8 protein-coding genes are annotated in these 17955 nt (G+C 48.9%); 2 read left to right on the top strand and 6 right to left on the bottom strand.

The features are described from left to right. Positions 1 to 33: 33 nt before the first annotated feature. The gene (locus AC5JBY_RS32220; protein ID WP_495908825.1) at positions 34 to 510 is read left to right on the top strand and encodes a hypothetical protein; all 477 of its coding nucleotides are present in this window, start codon (positions 34 to 36) and stop codon (positions 508 to 510) included. Positions 511 to 619: 109 nt separating this feature from the next. Continuing rightward, complete coding sequence (locus AC5JBY_RS32215; RefSeq protein WP_495908824.1) at positions 620 to 787, top strand: hypothetical protein; 168 nt, start codon at positions 620 to 622, stop codon at positions 785 to 787. A gap of 30 nt (positions 788 to 817) precedes the next feature. Here AC5JBY_RS32215 and AC5JBY_RS32210 read toward each other — a convergent pair whose 3' ends face one another. The 6 genes from AC5JBY_RS32210 to AC5JBY_RS32185 all read right to left on the bottom strand — a co-directional run bounded on the left by AC5JBY_RS32210 (position 818) and on the right by AC5JBY_RS32185 (position 17568). Beyond that, positions 818 to 1477, bottom strand: a complete 660-nt coding sequence (locus AC5JBY_RS32210) for a hypothetical protein (protein ID WP_495908823.1) — start codon at positions 1475 to 1477, stop codon at positions 818 to 820. Positions 1478 to 1583: 106 nt separating this feature from the next. Next, the gene (locus AC5JBY_RS32205) at positions 1584 to 1979 is read right to left on the bottom strand and encodes a hypothetical protein (protein ID WP_495908822.1); all 396 of its coding nucleotides are present in this window, start codon (positions 1977 to 1979) and stop codon (positions 1584 to 1586) included. Positions 1980 to 3135: 1156 nt separating this feature from the next. Beyond that, positions 3136 to 3999, bottom strand: a complete 864-nt coding sequence (locus AC5JBY_RS32200) for a helix-turn-helix domain-containing protein (protein WP_495908821.1) — start codon at positions 3997 to 3999, stop codon at positions 3136 to 3138. Positions 4000 to 4143: 144 nt separating this feature from the next. Beyond that, positions 4144 to 5205 carry a T9SS type A sorting domain-containing protein gene (locus tag AC5JBY_RS32195; RefSeq protein ID WP_495908820.1) on the bottom strand — a complete coding sequence of 354 codons (1062 nt, stop codon included), beginning with the start codon at positions 5203 to 5205 and terminating at the stop codon, positions 4144 to 4146. A gap of 13 nt (positions 5206 to 5218) precedes the next feature. Next, complete coding sequence (locus AC5JBY_RS32190; protein ID WP_495908819.1) at positions 5219 to 16279, bottom strand: MBG domain-containing protein; 11061 nt, start codon at positions 16277 to 16279, stop codon at positions 5219 to 5221. A 215-nt stretch (positions 16280 to 16494) separates the two neighbouring features. Then, positions 16495 to 17568, bottom strand: coding sequence for a hypothetical protein (locus tag AC5JBY_RS32185; protein WP_495908818.1), 1074 nt, complete (start codon positions 17566 to 17568; stop codon positions 16495 to 16497). Between the last annotated feature and the right edge of the window lie 387 nt (positions 17569 to 17955).

Here is a 17955-nt window from a genome sequence, read left to right as displayed (position 1 = left end):
CCTTTTGCAGTCTATATAAGCAAATAGTGAGTTATGAAAAAGTTACTGATGATTTTGTTAACGATAGGACTGGCGTTAGGGGCTTCCGCCCAAAAAGTTGGCCGTGGCCACGTTGTTGTTAGACCCCGTGTTTCAGTAGGTCTTGGTTGGGGTTATTCCCCTTTCTATTCTCCTTGGTATGGATACGGCTTCTATTCCCCTTTTTATTATCCACCTTACGGATATAACAACGGGTACAACAGGCCGTCTCGGCTCGACCGGCAGATTGCAGATATCAAGTCCGATTATGCCGACCGTATCAAATCGGTCAGGATGCAGGACGATATGACGGGCCGCGAGAAAAGGCAGGAGATACGGCAATTGAGGCAGGACAGAGATCAGGCCGTGGTACAAGCGCAGAAAGACTATTACCACAAACGTTCTGGCACGAACAGGTCTTCCAATAACAACAACGGTACGAACAACAACCGTAACGACAACGATCAAAACAATAATTCCGGCAGTGAGTAACCCTCACAGCCTCCAGTCTTCCCAAGGGTGAGCACACAGCTCACCCTTTTTGTTTTACAACTTGTGAGGAAAGCATTAATTTTATATTGTAATAAAAGTATTTATTTATATGCTTCATAAGGATAAGAAAAAAGGTAAATTGATCACTAATGCCACAGTCAGTGCCGACGTACGGGATTATGGCAGTGATCCTTATTTTGTTCAAAAAGCAGAAGCTTCAAAGAAGGTTATTGAAAAATATGGGCTTCCTAAAAGCTGGTTAAAGGAGAAAAAATAATACTGACCTTCCTTCTGTGTTTCGTTTATTCTACTGTATAGCCTTCAGCTTCTCAAATGCTGCAATAAATTCTTTTTGTTCCCCTGCTAAATATTCTGCTGAAAAAGGAGAGCCACAATCCTCGTTATTTATCTGGTGCAGAAGTATGCCTTTACTAAAATAACTTCTTGTTTCTTCAACCTGCGACTTCTTAATGTCAAAAGCTTCATCATCGTTGCCTTCCTTCATAGCGGCAGAATCATAATAAATAGGACGGTTGTATTTCAAGGCCTTTTCAAATACAAAAGACAACTGCCCATTGAGCAGATAGTATTCTGTTAGCTGCTGAAAGGTTTCTCCGAAATGACGGGTGGCGATCTTTTCTAAAACGCCATCTACGTAATAAAATGTTGCTTCACCACCTTCCGTTGTCTCTTCAAGCTCTTTAGTCGAAGTAGATGTCCATTTAGAAATAGAATTGATGCGCTTAAAGTTTGCACGGATAGGAGCGAGCTGCGCCACGAGGTAGTCATTGTAGGCAGTGTCTGTCTGCTGGAAAGAGGCTTGCAAAATAGCGGTATCGTGTACTGGTGTATTCGACTTGCCAGGTACAGTTGGTGTAGAGGCAGTCTTTGTTGTTGCAGGCGTATTCGAATTACAACTGCAGAGAGCAAAAAAGGCTGTCGCCATTAAAAGGATAACCAGTTTCATAATGTTAATCTTATCTTCCAAGATACAAGGATTAATCTTGATCTGCAACACAGCAACTTATAACTTGAAACATGTAGCCTGAAACTTGAAACCCGGTTCCCGCCACTCAAAACTTTTTCCTATAGACACCCCAAAGTGTCATCCCAGCACTCCATAGAAAAATCCCTAAAAAGACTAATAAGTATACTATCATAGCAAGAGGGAGAAATAGATCAATGAAACTAATTGCCATAGTAATTAAAAAAGCAATGAAGCAGATCAATACCACCATAGCAGCAATGCGTAACACTTTTTTCCTGCCTGTACATGCTGGCGGACAGAATTGGTACAGTGCAAGAATAGCTATGAATAAAACGATCACACCTTGCATTAGGAAAAATTCAAAAGGAATGTAATCCCAGCCGGTCATAGAGCTTCCTTTTAAAATAATGAATACACCGATCAGGAGCAGCAGGAATACCTGGCAAAAGGTACAAGTGAGCTTGTAAGTGTTATTCAGCATATTCAATAAATATAAGCCAGGAGGCCGGAAAGCAGAAAAAATAAAACCTTGATTTTATCCTTCCTTACTTCCCGTCTTCCCGGCACAGTTTAAACCCGGCAACGGAGTTCCTGCTGAAAAGGGGCTCCGGCAAAACCACCACAGATTGCAGGAAGCATCCTGGTTGGCTGTCGTGCAGAAAGCTGCCAATAGCTTGCCCCTTTTAGGGAGCTACTACAAAACAACTACTGAACAACGATTGCCGGAGTGGAGCGAGGTAGCAGTGTACTGCCGTTGCCGGTGCTGCTTGTCATCCTGAATAAGTAGAAAGCTGGTAGAAGACGGCGGATAACGCCTTCCCGTCTTCCCGGCTAAAATGCGCAACGATATATTGAGTTGGCCGTGGCCAAGGGAAACAACAAAAGATAAACGCTGCACATCGTTCATCACGCTTTTACTGAATCCCAAACCGGCATTGATCAGTTACCGGTTTATGAATGTCAACATCAGCAAGAATGGACCTTTTAAGTGAAAGTGAATCATGATCACCTGTTCCAGACAAACGTACAACATCGCGATACCCGTTTCCAAATTTATTTATCCTGGTTTAGGATAGAATAGGAGAGAATGGGAGAAAGTGATTCCTGTTTTATCCCATTCCTTCCGAAACTCTCCCATTTCATCCCATTCTGCACAGAAGTAAATTTGGAAACCGCATTACCGGTATTGTATATTCGACGCTCGCTGTTAGAGACGAACAACAAAATAGAAATGGGAAAGATTCCGGAAAAGGGAAGAAAAGAAGAATAGAAAAGGAAAATGAAGAGCGGATGCACCATAGATAGTCCATGGATGGTACGTAGATAGTACGTAGATCAGCCGTAGATGGTACGTACTAATAGCACGAAACCCAAAAACAGGTGCAATTTGCAAAAAAGGGCAGGGCAGATTGCGTCCGTTAATCATAAAAAGGAATAGTTGCCTGTACATTGGGGTGCAACGATACAGGACAACTATCCTTCAGATTTACTCCCAGCGTCTTGCTCACAGAGTCCCATGCGCAAATGGGTACACACAAGCCGCTTGAAGCAGGTGAACGTTTCTCATGGCCACGTTCGTAGTAGAGACCACAAAGAAAAAGCATCACCAGACGGAGAAATAGAACAAAACCGACATTTTAGCGATCAGCATACAGGCTTTGCCGGCACAGCACTTTCTCGCCGGATATAGGGCTGTCCTTTAAGATGAAGGAAGAAGACTCGTCGTAGATCTTATCTGTCTTCAAATATTGCTTGGGGGTATTGCCGGAGAATTGTTTGAACTCCCGGATGAAATGTGATTGATCGGCATAGCCCAGTTCATAGGCTATGTCGAATAGGTTGTTGGAACTACCTCCTTGCAGCAGGTTCAATGCTTTCTCGAAACGATTGATCTTGAGATATTGCTTGGGAGTGAGGCCAAGGTGGTCTTTGAACCGGCGTTCCAGCTGCCGCTCAGAGAGGTTGAATGTGCGTGTCAGTTGCCGCACCTGGTGCTCATGTGTTTCACGCAGCAACATGCGCCAGCCCTGTACATACATCTTATCGGGAGCCGTGCTGTTGCGTAGCCGGTTGGTGAAGAAAGCTGAAAGAATGGCCGTGCGCTGCATCACAGTGCGTGCATCAAGCAGTTGGTTGGTAAGCGATGTTTTGACGAAATGGGAAAGATCAGGAAGCTCATTCACGATGCCCGACACGTTGATGCCAAATATAGGCCGGATGGCATGCGGGTAAAAGCTCACCCCAGTAGTCGAAATAGAAGGGTGAATGCCACAGTCGTAGGGAAGTGTATTTAAACCACTCAGGTAGGTCAGCGGTAAATAGTCGTCACCATGATAAATACCCGAACGCCCCTCGCAGTGCTGGAATACCATACGCGGGTATTTGCGGGCAAACACCCTGAATAGGCTGTCATGTGCAGCAATGCCGTCAAATTCCAGCACCCAATAAAAACGAATATAGTTGGCCAGGTGCCTCGGTGGTGCAATAATCCTCGTTGTCATAACAGGGCGGCAATTTCGGACAAAAAATCGATCCGCCAACAACCTGCCATTAACCAAAAGTGGTGATACCTTTCAAAAGATATCACCACCTGGTTATTTATTTACCTTATAAACTTTTCAACTTATCAACCTATCAACTACCCATCAACTTCCTCTCTTGAAAAACGGCTTCACCCCCAGCACATTTTTATTACTCTCTACAGTAAGAAAGTACTGTCCCTGCATCAATGGCATTACATTAAGCGTCGTCTTCCTGCCTGAACTCAGGTTATAATCTTTCAGCATCACCACACGTCCCCGCGCATCAGTTATCCTGATCAGTACTTTCTCGGCAGATACCCCATCGAGCGTCACCTGCAGTTCTTTGTCTGCCGGGTTAGGCCATAGCTGGATATTGTTATTTCCTTGCTCATCGAGGATAGCCGATTTGATGTCAGAATAACGATACCGGTCATCGAGGTCGATCTGCTTCAGCCGATAGTAATATTTAATACCTCCAGTTACATTGCGGTCGGCCCACTCGTAATTACCGCCCGCTGCACCTTTGCTGGCCACAGTACCCAACCGCTTGAAATTGGCAGGGTTACTTTGGTCGGCACGCTCAATGTCGAAGCCTTTGGAATTTTGTTCCAGGTCGGTAGTCCATTGCAACAAAATATGATTTTGACGTGGTGCTGCTTCAAACTTTGTCAGGTTCACAGGCAAGGGCACCAGCGTGGCGCTGCCCATTACTGCAGGCGAAAAGTCGGCAAGACTTACCCCGATGTTAGGCTCGGTGGTAATATCAAAACCAGCTTCTACTACTTCAAAAGTGCCGGTACCGGTACCTGTCATCGTATTTCTTACAGTCAGTAATTCTATCCAGGTATCCGCAGGCCAGTTGGCCGGGAAAAGGAACGGCGTTTGATCAGCAAAGAAAGCCTGGTAGTGATAAATACCTTGCGTTTTGCGCGTGCCCGATTTGGCGATATGGTACGTGCTGGTCACAGTAGCTTCCAGGTCTACGTTATAGCTGGCCAGCCATTTAAGACCAAATACCAGGTCCGTTACATAGTCGGTCGTTGCAGGCGGTGTACCTGAAGCAATCTTCATTTCTACACCTACCACGCCGCCACCCTTATTCACGGCCCTGATCTGGTAGCTCTGCGCCTGGAGCGTGCTCACTGCTACTAGTGCTATGATTAATGAAAATAATTTAGTCCTCATCGCTTGCTATTTATCAGTTGGGTAATTGTTGAGTGATTATTCTGTTAGGCGTGGGTAATCCTACTACACCCAGCACCACGTTCTTATCATTATTTGCACCATTGTACTTCACCGAGCCGTCCATGTTCACATCCGTACGGTGATAGATCGTCAGCACATTGTTGCTGGTGGTAAGACCTACCGCGCCAAGCACGGCATTCTTATCATTATTGCCACCGTTGTAGCTCACCGTTCCGTCACCATTCGCATCGCCGGCCCACAGAGTCATCACACCGCCCTGATTGTTGCGCGCATCGGTACCCCATGTCGCCGTAGCCGGTGCACTGAAGTCAACCGTGGTAGCCGTAGAGGTGTTGAGCGCAACAGGAGCCAGCGTCATTACGCCGAGGTGGTTGCGGTGCCTTACGGCTATATAGTAGGAGCCATTGGCCGTGTTGTTGAAGTATACAGGCGATACCCCGTCAAGATCCACAATACTACCATCCCTGCGGAGGAGCGCCGAACGCGCTGCTACCACTTGCGTAGGATCAGCATTGTTGCGCAGTTCCAGCCATATCCAGTCTACGATCGCTGTGTTACCGGTCGCCGTTAATATAGAAGCGCTGATGTTCGCAGCCGGTGTGCCGATGGCCGTAAAGCCGAGGGCAGGGTGGGGATCAGTGAGCGGTATCAGCGACTTGCTGCGCAGGCTGTCCGTCATCAATCCATTGGCCGCTACATAAGGTCCTTGCAGGATGGCTTTGGCCGCTACGATAAGACCGCCAGGTGCAGCGGCTACCGTTATATTCACCACGTCGGTAGTAATTAACTGGCCGTCACTCACGATCAACAACAGTGTATACGTCTTGCCCTGGTTGGCAGCTGTCACGGCAAAGCTTGGTTTCGCCAGCGTCGAGTCGTTCAGCGTAATGCCTTCCGGAGCTACCCAGCTATAAGTGATCGCATCGGCATCCGGATCTGTAGAAGCAGAACCATCGAGCATTACAGTTTGAGGCGCCGTTACATTCTTGTCATCTCCTGCATTGGCCACAGGAGCCCGGTTGGTAGATAATACGGTCCAGTTCACTGTTACGGGCCCTTCACCGGTTTTACCACTGCTGTATTTGCTGAATGGTTGCGCGTTGAACGTTAACTGATAAGTGCCCGGTGTAATGCCTGATCCGCGGATACCAGATACATTATAGATAGTATCGTTGAGTGCTTGTATGATGAATCCGCTGGTTGACAATGCAACGCCATTTCGCGTCAAGCGCATAGCCGTATCGAGACCGGTGCTGCTCAGCAGTTTCACACCAAACTTCAATGGTATGGTATCCACTTGCCTGTTGATGTTCTGGCCATTGGTAAATTGCCATTGTGCAGTAAGCGCCACCTGGTCCATGAACAATCGGACACTGGCCGTATCGATGCCACCGTTGAGGCCGGTAGCCGTTACCTTGATACCTGTGTTGCCACCTTTCAGCAGTGCTACAGGGATAGAGGCGTTGCCGGCTGTTACATTCGGTACGGTAGTCAGCGTGGATTCACCACTAATATCAACTTGAGAAATGGTCACTTGCGAAGCATCTGCACTCAGATTGAATTTCACTTGCAGCGTGTCGCCCGAAGTGATACCATCTGTATTGGAGAAGCCGGCGTCAGGTGTCACATTCAGGTTGCTGATGGTGATCAGTGCCGAGCGGTCTACAGTCCAGCTGATCTGCTGGGTGCCTGTTCCGGCATTGCCCAACGCATCCCTTACCTGGCTCAGGTCGATGATGAAAGTATACGTGCCATCAGTATAAGTATCCATTCCGAAATTACCGGCTTTCCAATGCTGCAGGTCGGTATTCGAGAGCTGCGTGATGGTCAGCGGCACCACTTCGCCATTCCGAGTCAGTGTGAGCGCTGCTATATTGAAGCCGATAGCATTTTCATTGAACTCGATATTCACAAACGGTATGTGCTGTGCGTCCAGGCCACCGGTAGCAGATTTCTCTAATTTCACGATCGATGGGCCTGAGTTGTCTACGGTCAGTGTGATTGACTGCGTTTCTACACCAGCCACATGATTTTCCGTTTGAATGTTCGGAAGATCTACTGTCAATACATAGTCACCGCTGGTAGTAAGAATATTGCCGAGACCAGATAGGTAGAACAGTTTATGATCTGCCCGTACTGAATCGATCACCAGCGAACCGCTTTGTGCAACACCTGCTTTAGTGATGGTGAAGCGGGCCGGCGTCACAGTAGCCACATCGATCGGCAGGTTGAACAGTACATTCAGCGTGTCGAAGGCTTTAGCCCTGCGGCTGGCCGGGATAGCCAGGAAGGCTTCCACGGTGGGCACGTTCAGGAACTGAGACCAGGTCACTTGCTTACCAACTTCACCGGCAGTACCAAACAGGTCCGTTACACCGGCTGCCTGTGCGGTGAAGGCGTAGAAGCCATTACCGGTGGTGAGGCTGGTCAGGTTCACTTTGAAGGTAGCAGAATCAACTTGTGTGATCACTACTGAATTATCGATCAGGTTAGCGCCGCCCTGGAAGGTCAGCGTCAGGTCGTCCTTCGTAAAGGTAGCAGGATCGATAGCCTTGTTGAATACCACAGTCAGTTCCTTCACCTGTGTTGCAGATACCTGTGCAGGTGCACCATTAATGGTTATAACCTCTGGCTTATTAGTGCTCTTCGCTTTCCACACGATCGTGTAAGTGGTAGCTGCCTGTGTAGAGAACGTATCTACGAAGTGGAACTTGTTCTCATACACTGGCGGACGGCTTACCGGCAAGGTCACATAAGTGAGCCATGCATTGTTCAGCGGTATCACCTGGCCATCGGCGCGTGTCACACTTACCAGCTCGAATTGCTTATTACCTGGGTCATCGAGCTTGATATAATTCCAGCCGGCTACTGAAGGCGTCACCGTCAGCGTATTGGTAAAGGTCGGTGCGGATACATTACCGGAGAAGCTGCCGGAAATGGCAGGGCTTACTGCCGATGTCTTATTTCCTTGCGAGAAGTAGATAATATCCGGCACATCATTCACGTCAAAGAGGTCGTTTACCAGGAAGTCGGTAATACCATCATCCAGTGAGCCGTATGCTTTGATGCTCTTTGTCAGTTCGTGCAGTTTCACACCTTTCACGAGACTGAGATCAGGATTGCCAAAGCTGTTGGCATGAACCACCTCGGCCTCATAACTGATGAACTTGCCAAGCAATGAGCTGGTAAAGTACCATTGGCCGATGCGGGTAGTCAGTGCAGGGATAGTACCGAAGTTGATGTCGATAACACCCATATTCTTTGGTTGGCCTTGCAGGTTCGAACCGGTCAGTTCGAAGTTGATCGCAAGACCTTTCTCATTCTCGATGATCTTCGGCTGTGCAGAAGAGATCATCATATTCACAGCAGGTCCATAACCCTGGTTCTCTACCATCACGGCCAGCTCTGCAGGTTCAGAAGGCTCGATAGCCGGTGTGGTGAGCGGGTCATCACCCATAATATTACGTTGCATAAAGTAATGCAGCATCAGGTTCGGGCTCGGGTTCACCGTCAGCGGCACTTGCGAGAGCGGCATGTTCACCATCGCTTTCGCGTACGGGTCCCAATACCTTACAAAACCACTGAAGTTGTACACCTTCGGAGCCTGTGGTGCTGCACCGATCTCAGGTATGAAGATGAACTTCACAGAGCCACGCTGTTGAGCGGCGATCACACCGGTGCCGGTTACGTTGGGCAGGTTGGTCAGACTCTTGGTCTGTATCTCGAATAAGCCATTGCTCGGAACGCCATTCTCATCAGTGATCTGGATAGTAACACTCAGTGAGTCCATAGCATCAGTTGGGTGACCGTTGAAGATCTCCAGGGTTCCTTCAAACGCTTCGCGTGTCATGGTCAGTTGTTGGCTCAGCTGTACAGTTACAGAAGCACACACTGCCTGATTGCTTTGCTGGTCGAGGATCTGATCGAGGTCGGCTCTTGTTTTGCGATACATATCATCCAGCGATTGGAAGCCCCTGTCGATAGCAGTATTATGCCTGATAATGAAGGAGTCTGCCCAGATCTTGATATTGTTCCAGTTGATGATGTTGGGATATTGTGTATTAGGCGCCAATACTCCCTGACTTCTTGCATAGAGAGAAGTATTCCATCTTGTAAAGAATGCTTGCAGCGCAGCAGACTGTATATCATAACCTGTCATGGCGGCCAGTATAGTGGCTTGCTTGGCAGGCGTGATGGAATCCAGGTTGCCAATTTCAGGCAGCATGTTTTGCAGATCACTCCAGGCACCGGTGTTCACAATGTCACCCATGTATTCCTTCGACCACTTTTCAAGCAAGGCGAATCCGTCCATGGTGAATTGCAAGTCGTCCCTGATCTGCAACAACACATCATTGATGCCACCACTGGTTTCACGTGCATTGGTGCTATTGGTCATTCTGCCGCTACCGCCGCCACCTACACCTGTGCTCATACACGTGTTGATCGTGCTGATAATGCTCATAGGGCAATCGATGATAGGAGGTATCGGTATGAAACACTTGAGATAATCCGTCCACTCGCCATTTTCCATGCGGGTGCCATTGATACATATTAATGGTCCACCAACACTGCCACCCGGAAGACCACAGGAGAAGGCTGTGCCGATCAAGTCATTGATGCACTGCTGACAGCTCTTCTTTTCTTCTGTATAAGAAGGCGGTGTATAAGCGGATGGTCCCCATCCTGGGATCTCACAAAGTTCACAAGGAATATACCATACAGTACCAGGACCAGGGTTGGGATAACCGCCGCCATCAAACACACCTTCCACGATTCCATTCACAGGACCAGTACAGCTGCGGCCTTGATAATTGATGAGTGAACCCACTTTCTGCCACAGGCCGGTAGAAAGTTCACATTTGTACACGTACAGCACTACTGCATAATCCTGGCAGGTAGTACCGGTGGTGCGGGCATTGTAGCCACTGAGGCCTGCAAAGCTGGCGAGAGAACGACCTGTTCTGCCACCAGGCAATGGCGTGCCACGGCGACGCAGGATCACAGGCACCTGTATGCTCGATTGCGCAGGCAATGTACCGGTTACATAGTTGGTGATATATTCATATTCTGCATCGTCTTTCGGTAATTGCAGTTCCACATTCTCTGCTGCAATAAGACCATGGTTCGTAAGCGTTACGTTGAAGGCGTATGTTTCTGTGCCAGAAAGCGCCGGCATACTCTTCGGCATATCGATCGTCACCACAGGCATAGGTACATGCGTCTCGAATTGTGTGGTGAGCGTGATATCATATTGGTCCTCGATGCCGGTAGGTACTACGGTCCAGTTGAACGTAATAGCTTGGTAGTTGATAAACGCATTTACTGCAGTCGTTTGACCCGGGTTGATGGTAACGGTGCCGTTGTAGGGCAGGTGCTTTTCCTTCTCTACCACAACGCGGTGTTTACCCTCAGGCAAGTTGGCGGCAGTGAATTCACCGGATGCATTGGTGTTGCCTTCTGCATACACTTCACCGGTGAAGTAGTTCTTGATCGTTACATGCGCATCAGCCACCTTGGGCGCATCCTGAGAATAATACGTGAATTGGTTCGTCACCGTAACCTTGGCTGTACCCTTCGATTCAGATTTCTTCTCGAAAGTAAAGGGCAGGCCAAAGCTGTTGCCGTTCTGCGTATTGATGGCGATGGTGCCGGTGATAGGATAGTTGAACGGTACTTCATCCAGCGGTTTGAACTTTACTACCACGATAGCGGTATCACCGGTAGCCAGTGCTGGCAAGGTGAGCGGCGTCACGTTCGTAAGCCAGTTCACCTGCGGCAGTACCACGGTGATGGCGCCTGCGCCCGCACCCTTGTTGGTGAGCATAAAGCTGACCACGCGATCGCCACCGGCAGTAGAAGCCGTTACATCTATTTTCGACAAGTTCGAAACGATATAAGCCTGCTGTGCCTGGCAATAGTAGAACACAGGCACTTGTTGTATGTTACCCTCTGTAGCAATAGCCTGCAGGTTCGTCAGCTCGTAATAGTTGCCGGCAGAAAGAACAGTGCCGGTCACTTTATAACCAAGTTGCACAGTGGTGTTGCCAGCCAATACTGCAACCGTATCAAAGCGCATGGTAGCCCCATTGGGCAGTGCTATCGGTTTCAGTGTAAAGTTGGCGAGAGACTTATTGCTCACGTTCTGTACAGGGAAAGTACCGGTGATTTGCTCATTGAGCATCACCTTGAACTGTACAGGCGTACCATTGTTCACCACCACACCCATGATGTCGAAGTTGTCCTGCTCGGCAGTAGCACCCAGATCAGGGTAGCTGGCGCCTACTATATAATGACCCGCTTCATTGGTCAGCGGTTTGAACTCGGTAGTATAATTACCATTGGCATCGGTAGTAGTGATCAGTTCCCTGCGCAGGCCATTGGTGATGATATATACTTCCACCTTCGAGTTGGCTGCAGGAGTACCATTAGTCCTGGTGGCCACACCCGTTACAGGAACGGTAGCGCCCTTCAGGAAGTAAGTAGCATTCACTACAGCAGTAGCTGTGTAGTCAGGATTGATGGTCACATTCACCGGAGCAGAAGTATTGTTGGTAGTCAGCAATTCTTCCATCGTCTGGTCAGGGTTCACTATATAGATCAGTTTGTATTGACCAGGCAGGTTAGGCATTTGCACGGCATTCACCACCTGTGCATTTTGACCGGCTGGTATCGGCGTATTGATCACATCTTCCGATACAAGCGTATCAGCATAGTCATATACATTATCCCTCGACAGATAACCCCGCACTTTCACACCCGCAGGGGCAGTAGAGAAGCCGGTATTGGTCACGGTGAGCTGGTAGTTGAACACAGTCATGGCTTGTACGACAGGATTGTTCAGCTTGGCAATAGGCACTTGCAGATCGGGCTTGTTGCGGTCCGATACAATCACCCAGATAGAGCCGGTTGAGAATCCGTTAGCCGTAGCCTGGAAGTATACCTGCTGATCGCCATCAGGCGTACCATCATTAATGGTCGTTACAGGCACATCTACATAAGCCGCGCCGGCTGGTATCAGCACAGAAGGAGGCACAGTAGCTTCGTTCGTATTGGAAGAAGTCAGTTGCACCAACATACCTGCGGTGACATCGGAGTTACGCGTGATGCGAATGTTGCCGGCATTGCTCATGCCTTCCGGCAAGGTCAATACAGGAGCAGTGATGGTCAGCGTCTGTCCGTCGTTATCACTGATGGTGAGGTTGGTGGATACGTGACCCGCTGTTGTAGGCGGCGCGCTGCAACCACAGGAGTTCACAAACACAGCCGCTGTGAGGGCTACTACACGTTGTCCATCGGCGAGTGTGTTGTCCACCACACCCACATTGAATGTCTTTTCATTTTGACCAGCTGCCAGGGATATGCTCGGTGGCAGTATCAAGGTATTGGGTAGGCTGGCAGAGAGATTGGCTGTAAAGGCAGTATTGGGACTGTTGGCCGCACGGCGTAGCGTTGCCTTGGTAGCAAACGCACCGGCGCCTTCAGATACAAGATTGGTTTCAAGTACCAGTTCCAGGCCAGGCACATCATCGTCGGTTACACTGATGCTGCCAGTAGCTGCACTGTGATTAGCCGCACCTGCATTGATGTTAACAGTAGCGGTGATCTCAGGAATATTATCCTGTGCCAGCGTTACGGGCACTTCTGCATACAGCGCACCGGCTGCAATCGTCACAGAAGCAGGTACCGGGAAGCGGGCTGCGTTACTGGATGTCAGGAACACTTGCAGCGGAGTAGCAGGAGCGAGGTTCGTATTTACCCGGAAGGTAACAGTAGCACCTTCCATCGCTTCCGTAGGCATGTTGCTGATCGTAAGCGCAGGTTGATCGTTATCTATCACTTGCAGCTTCACTTTCGCACTGCCATAACCAGTTGCAGTAGCTTGTATACTGTCGCTTAAGGTAGCTTCGATAGTTGCATTGTCAGGCACAGCAACAGAGAATGTTATACCGGCTTGTCCGGCAGGGATGGTAACAGTTGCTGGCAACGTGATCCTCGCAGGGTTGGATACCGACAGGTTCACCGTCAATGCATCGGCCATAGCGCCTGTTCTTCTTACCGTGCCGGTGATGGCGGCCGCACCTTCAGTGATCTGCGGTGCAGAGAGTTCCAGTGTCAGCAACTTGCTGGTAGTCCAGGTAGTTTGCTGCACACCGGTATTGTTATCCTGACTGCCGGGAGCTTCCTGTACGGAAGTGCCAGGTAATAATTCTACTACAAATACACCCGTGCTGCCGATGTCGAACAAGGCAGGGATGGTTACCGTAGCCGTTCTGTTCACAAAAGCGCCTGCATTCAGCGGAGAAGCATTGGTATAGCTCACTGCTTGGATCAGCGTGCGGTTCTGGCCTGTAGAAGATTGCATATAAATACGCTCTGTCCAGTCGGAGGCAGCAGCACCGGTACCGATATTGCTTACACGCCAGTTGATCGTTACTACATCGTTGGGGGCAACAGTCGTAACAGGAGAAGTGACATTCTGCACCGTGAGGTCAGATGTTTGTATAATTAAGAAGGTGTCGACAACTTCAGGTGCTGCATTGTAATTGGCATTGCCAGCCTGGTTGGCTTTGATCACGGCCATACCTGCACCGATAATAGTAACGGTGTCGGTAGACAAGGTCGCAATACCAGCCGGGTTGGTTACCAGGCTCAAGCTTACCGGCAGACCGGAAGAAGCATTCACGATCAATTTGAACGGCGCACTGCCTACTACCTTGTCAGGCGTCACACCCAGCGTAATGCTTTGTGTGGCCTTTGAAATAGTAAAGGTTGCGCTGTCTTTGCCCGTATAGTTGGGATGGGTAATGGTGGCAATCACTTTGTAAGCACCTGCATTCACAGGCGCGCTGGCGCTGCCGTCGAATGTATAGCTTACAGGCAATCCGGCAGGGTTGGTGGTTACACCTGGTGTCCTTGGGTTGCCATTGTATACCTGCGTCAGGTTGCTGAAGGTGAGCGTGGCAGGGATGGCATTCACCACGATGTTGATCGTAGCAGAAGCTTCATTGTAATTTTCATCACCTGCCTGGAACGCTCTTACTACAATAGTGCCTGCACCGGTAGCTGTAAGCGTATCGTTCTTCAGCGTAGCAGGACCACTCACAATATTGTAGGTAATGGCCAGGCCTGAAGTAGTAGTAGCCTGCAACACCACGTAACTGTCACCAAAGTTCATAGCAGGAACAGTGGGGAAGGTGATGGTCTGGTTCTGGCGTTCACCGGCAAAAGTTACCGGGTTCGATTGCGTGCCTGCTCCGCAGGTATTGGTATAGGCTGCTGTATAGCTGCCATCCTGTGCGGCGTTGTAGCCGGTACCGGTGGCGCCTGCTATCGCCGCTCCATTCCTGTACCACTGATAACCATTGGCGCTGTCGGCAGCTGTGTAACCAGGTATGCTCAGGTTGCGGCCATTCACAGTGATCACTGGTTTGGTTTGCGGCACACGCGTATAAACAAACACATTGCGTGTTACGGTATTGCTGCCGCAGCTATTGGAAACCTTCAGTGTAATTACATGCGGTCCGCCTGCAGTCCAGTTGATGGTAGCAGTAGCACCGGAAGTATCAATAGTGCCGCCACCGTCAATGGTCCATTCGAATTTAAACTCTGGCCCAGCGATATTGCTGGCAGTGTACACCTGCTCACCGATACAAGTGGTGGTAACACCATTGATGCCGAAGTTCTCCGGCGTACGCATAATGCGTATTGCCGTTGTGTTGGCGCCACTGGTATCGTTGGGCGAATTGGCGATCACGCGTATGCGATAGTTGCTGCCTGCACCGAAATGCGCAGGAATGGTGGCGTCGATGGTATCCGATTCGCGACCGGTCAGTGTTCCTATATTAGTTGGGTTATTGAAATTGCCGTTTACATCAGAAAGCTGTGCAGTAAACACGTTGTTGCTGCCGAAAGGTGCATTCACGCTGAAAGGAACAGACACAGGGCCGCCAGCACAAAGCGGACTGGTAATAGTACCTACAGTTATAATAAGTTCAGAAGGCGGATCTACTTTGAAATCGCCAAGGTTGGTAAGGCTCCAGGCGCCCCTTGCATCTATAGCACGGAGATACAACTTGTGGTTGCCGATGGATATATTATCCATATTCAACACAAAGTTGATATTGTTGAGGTCGATGCCAGGAGTCACAGGTACATTGGTGCCATTGCCAAAACCGGGATCGGTATCCACGAAGTATTCCAGCTTTACAATATTCGAAGGAGCAGGGTTGCCGTTTACGGCGGCATCTTTATAAAATGCGAGGTTGTTGGTAATGCTCCATTTACCATTCGCATCCCTGAAGCGGGTATGAATGCGGTGGAAGCCTGTCGTGAGGCTGCTCACATCGGCTGTAAAAGCAATGGTAGTAAGATCGGTACCGGGTGTTACCGGAATATTGATACCATTACCGAAACCAGGATCGTTATCGATATAATATTCTCCTTTCACCACATTGGGCACAACGCCGGTGGAAGTAGAAAGATTCTCTTTATAGAACGTCCTGATATTCGTAAGGCCCCAGGTGCCGTTGGCATTCCTGAAGCGTACATACAGGTTATGGAAACCTGTGGTATAAGCAGTAATATCGAAAGCAAAAGCAACATTCGTCAGATCAAGACCCGCTGTAAAGGAGAGCGGCGTGGCCCTGCCAATACCGGGGTCGGTATCTACGAAATATTCCCCGCTGGTAATATTACTGACGGGGTTATTGATCGTAGTGAAATCTTCTTTATAAAAGACGCGCACATTCGTGAGCGTCCACCCGCCCTTGGTAACCGGGCTGCCATTTTCCGTTACCTGGTAAGGTGGAATAAAACCACGCGTATACAGGTAGTGAAAGCCGGAAGAAAAAGCATTGAGGTTTACCTGGAAGTTGGCGGTAACATCAGTACCTGGCGTCACCGTTACGGTGGTACCCATTCCGAATCCGGGATCGGTGTCTATAAAATACTCCACCTTCGTGATGGATTGTGCCTGGGCATTGGTAATTAACACCAATGCCGGGATAAGAAAGGCAATAAAACATTTATACGCCTGTTGTAGAAAGGTTCGCATAAAAAAAGTGTTGGTCGGAAGGGACCCCGTTTTACGGGTTTATCAATTGCATGGCAAGAACACCCGGGCAGGGCATGCCTGTCATACTTTAATTATGATGTATTGGTTAATCTGCTACACTGTGCGTTCTGTCACCCTGAGCTCGACGAAGGATGGTTGGAGGTGGTGGCTAAGCAAACGCCCACTCACCACTCGCCATTCACCACTTGCCGTTCTTAATTGCCCGCAGATTTCACTTTCACCTTTACATCGATAGGATCTGAATTACTGCCGATGGGCTGTACCTCGAAAGAGTAGATCGCAGGCATCGGTGGCATGCCAGCCAGAATGTAAGCGCTCTGTCCGCCATACATACCTGCATCGATCGGGTTCGGACCTGTGCTGCCATAACCGGCGCCAAGTGCGGGAGAACCGGCTTTCAGCTTCCACTGGCCATCGGTAGATACACCGGTGCCAGCGCCTACAAACACGTTTGTCATTACGATGTTGGACTGGTTACCATTGGCAGTGCCAAACTGAGTGCCGTTGCAAATGTTGTTGGAATATAAGTTACCGGTACCTTCAAAAAAACCTGCGTACATAATGTTATTGGTGAAGTTGCTATTATAGCCGATAACCTTACCGCGACGGAAGATATTGTTTTGTACAAGGATGATGGCATTAGCATGTGTGGCCAGCGCATTACCGCCGGATCCATCACCCTCCCAGGCATTAACACCAATATAATTGTTGGTGATAAGTATGCCGGTTGAAGGGTTGTTGATAAATATCTTCACACCATAATTCTGGGAGATGATGATATTGTTAGCAGGAATGCTGCTGTTATCACTATGATAGTGTACATTGATGGCGCCTGTGGTCCAATCGGGAATGTTATTGCCCGGCGCGCAGAATTTATTGCGGCGGATGATGATGTCATCAGTATGAACAGCAATGCCGGCGCCCAGGAAGTCGAGCCCCATCACTATCGATCCCTGTGAACCCATGCTGAAAGTGATGCCGCTTACTTTGGCAGTCTGTACGAATGATTGGCTGCCGGGGTTTTCATCCAGGAAGTAGCCAGGCCCCAGCACGATCAGCTTCTTAGTGAATGTAACACTTCCATATCCATTAGGAGAACCTTCGAGGTGAAGCGTGTCACCGGAAGCAGCGCCCTGATGGGCGGAATTGAGATCGGTGAAATCGGCTACGACGCCGGGGTTGTTGTTCAATCGCCAGATCTTGGCAAAAGTGTTTTGGCTGTTCAGTAAGGCACAAAGAATGGCCAAAAGAGTAAATGCTCTTTTCATAACAAAAAAGTATAGGTTAAAAAAGTGGCTTGTATAAGATTGGTTTTGAGTACTGCGGCACTTTAATAGGAGGGGACTATTGCAGATAACCGGAAAATGTAAACAGTACTAAGAATGTGGTGATTCGATAGGAAGGATAGGGGTAGATCGCAAACATACTCATAAATATTGCTATTTATAAGCCGCTCTATGTTTTTTGATTATTAAATCCGATGAACTACATTACTCTACTACGAGCTGCAATATAGTCTCGGGGGGAGGGAGGTCATATACCGGTTTTAGGGGATTTTTAACGGAGATCGTAGAATTACCAGTTAGTGGTACGCCGGCTTCTGTCGCCAGCGGCTGGTAGGTGACGCCTATTCAAAGCGGGTGGCTTTGTAGAAC

This window comes from Paraflavitalea sp., from assembly GCF_059502485.1.
This window is presented reverse-complemented; position numbering and strand designations above follow the sequence as displayed.

What these genes read in the sequence shown, in the direction of transcription:
- AC5JBY_RS32195 (WP_495908820.1), bottom strand. Translation starts at nt 5,205, where the DNA reads ATGAGGACTAAATTATTTTCATTAATCATAGCACTAGTAGCAGTGAGC.
- AC5JBY_RS32205 (WP_495908822.1), bottom strand. Translation starts at nt 1,979, where the DNA reads ATGCTGAATAACACTTACAAGCTCACTTGTACCTTTTGCCAGGTATTC.
- AC5JBY_RS32185 (WP_495908818.1), bottom strand. Translation starts at nt 17,568, where the DNA reads ATGAAAAGAGCATTTACTCTTTTGGCCATTCTTTGTGCCTTACTGAAC.
- AC5JBY_RS32220 (WP_495908825.1), top strand. Translation starts at nt 34, where the DNA reads ATGAAAAAGTTACTGATGATTTTGTTAACGATAGGACTGGCGTTAGGG.
- AC5JBY_RS32200 (WP_495908821.1), bottom strand. Translation starts at nt 3,999, where the DNA reads ATGACAACGAGGATTATTGCACCACCGAGGCACCTGGCCAACTATATT.
- AC5JBY_RS32210 (WP_495908823.1), bottom strand. Translation starts at nt 1,477, where the DNA reads ATGAAACTGGTTATCCTTTTAATGGCGACAGCCTTTTTTGCTCTCTGC.
- AC5JBY_RS32215 (WP_495908824.1), top strand. Translation starts at nt 620, where the DNA reads ATGCTTCATAAGGATAAGAAAAAAGGTAAATTGATCACTAATGCCACA.
- AC5JBY_RS32190 (WP_495908819.1), bottom strand. Translation starts at nt 16,279, where the DNA reads ATGCGAACCTTTCTACAACAGGCGTATAAATGTTTTATTGCCTTTCTT.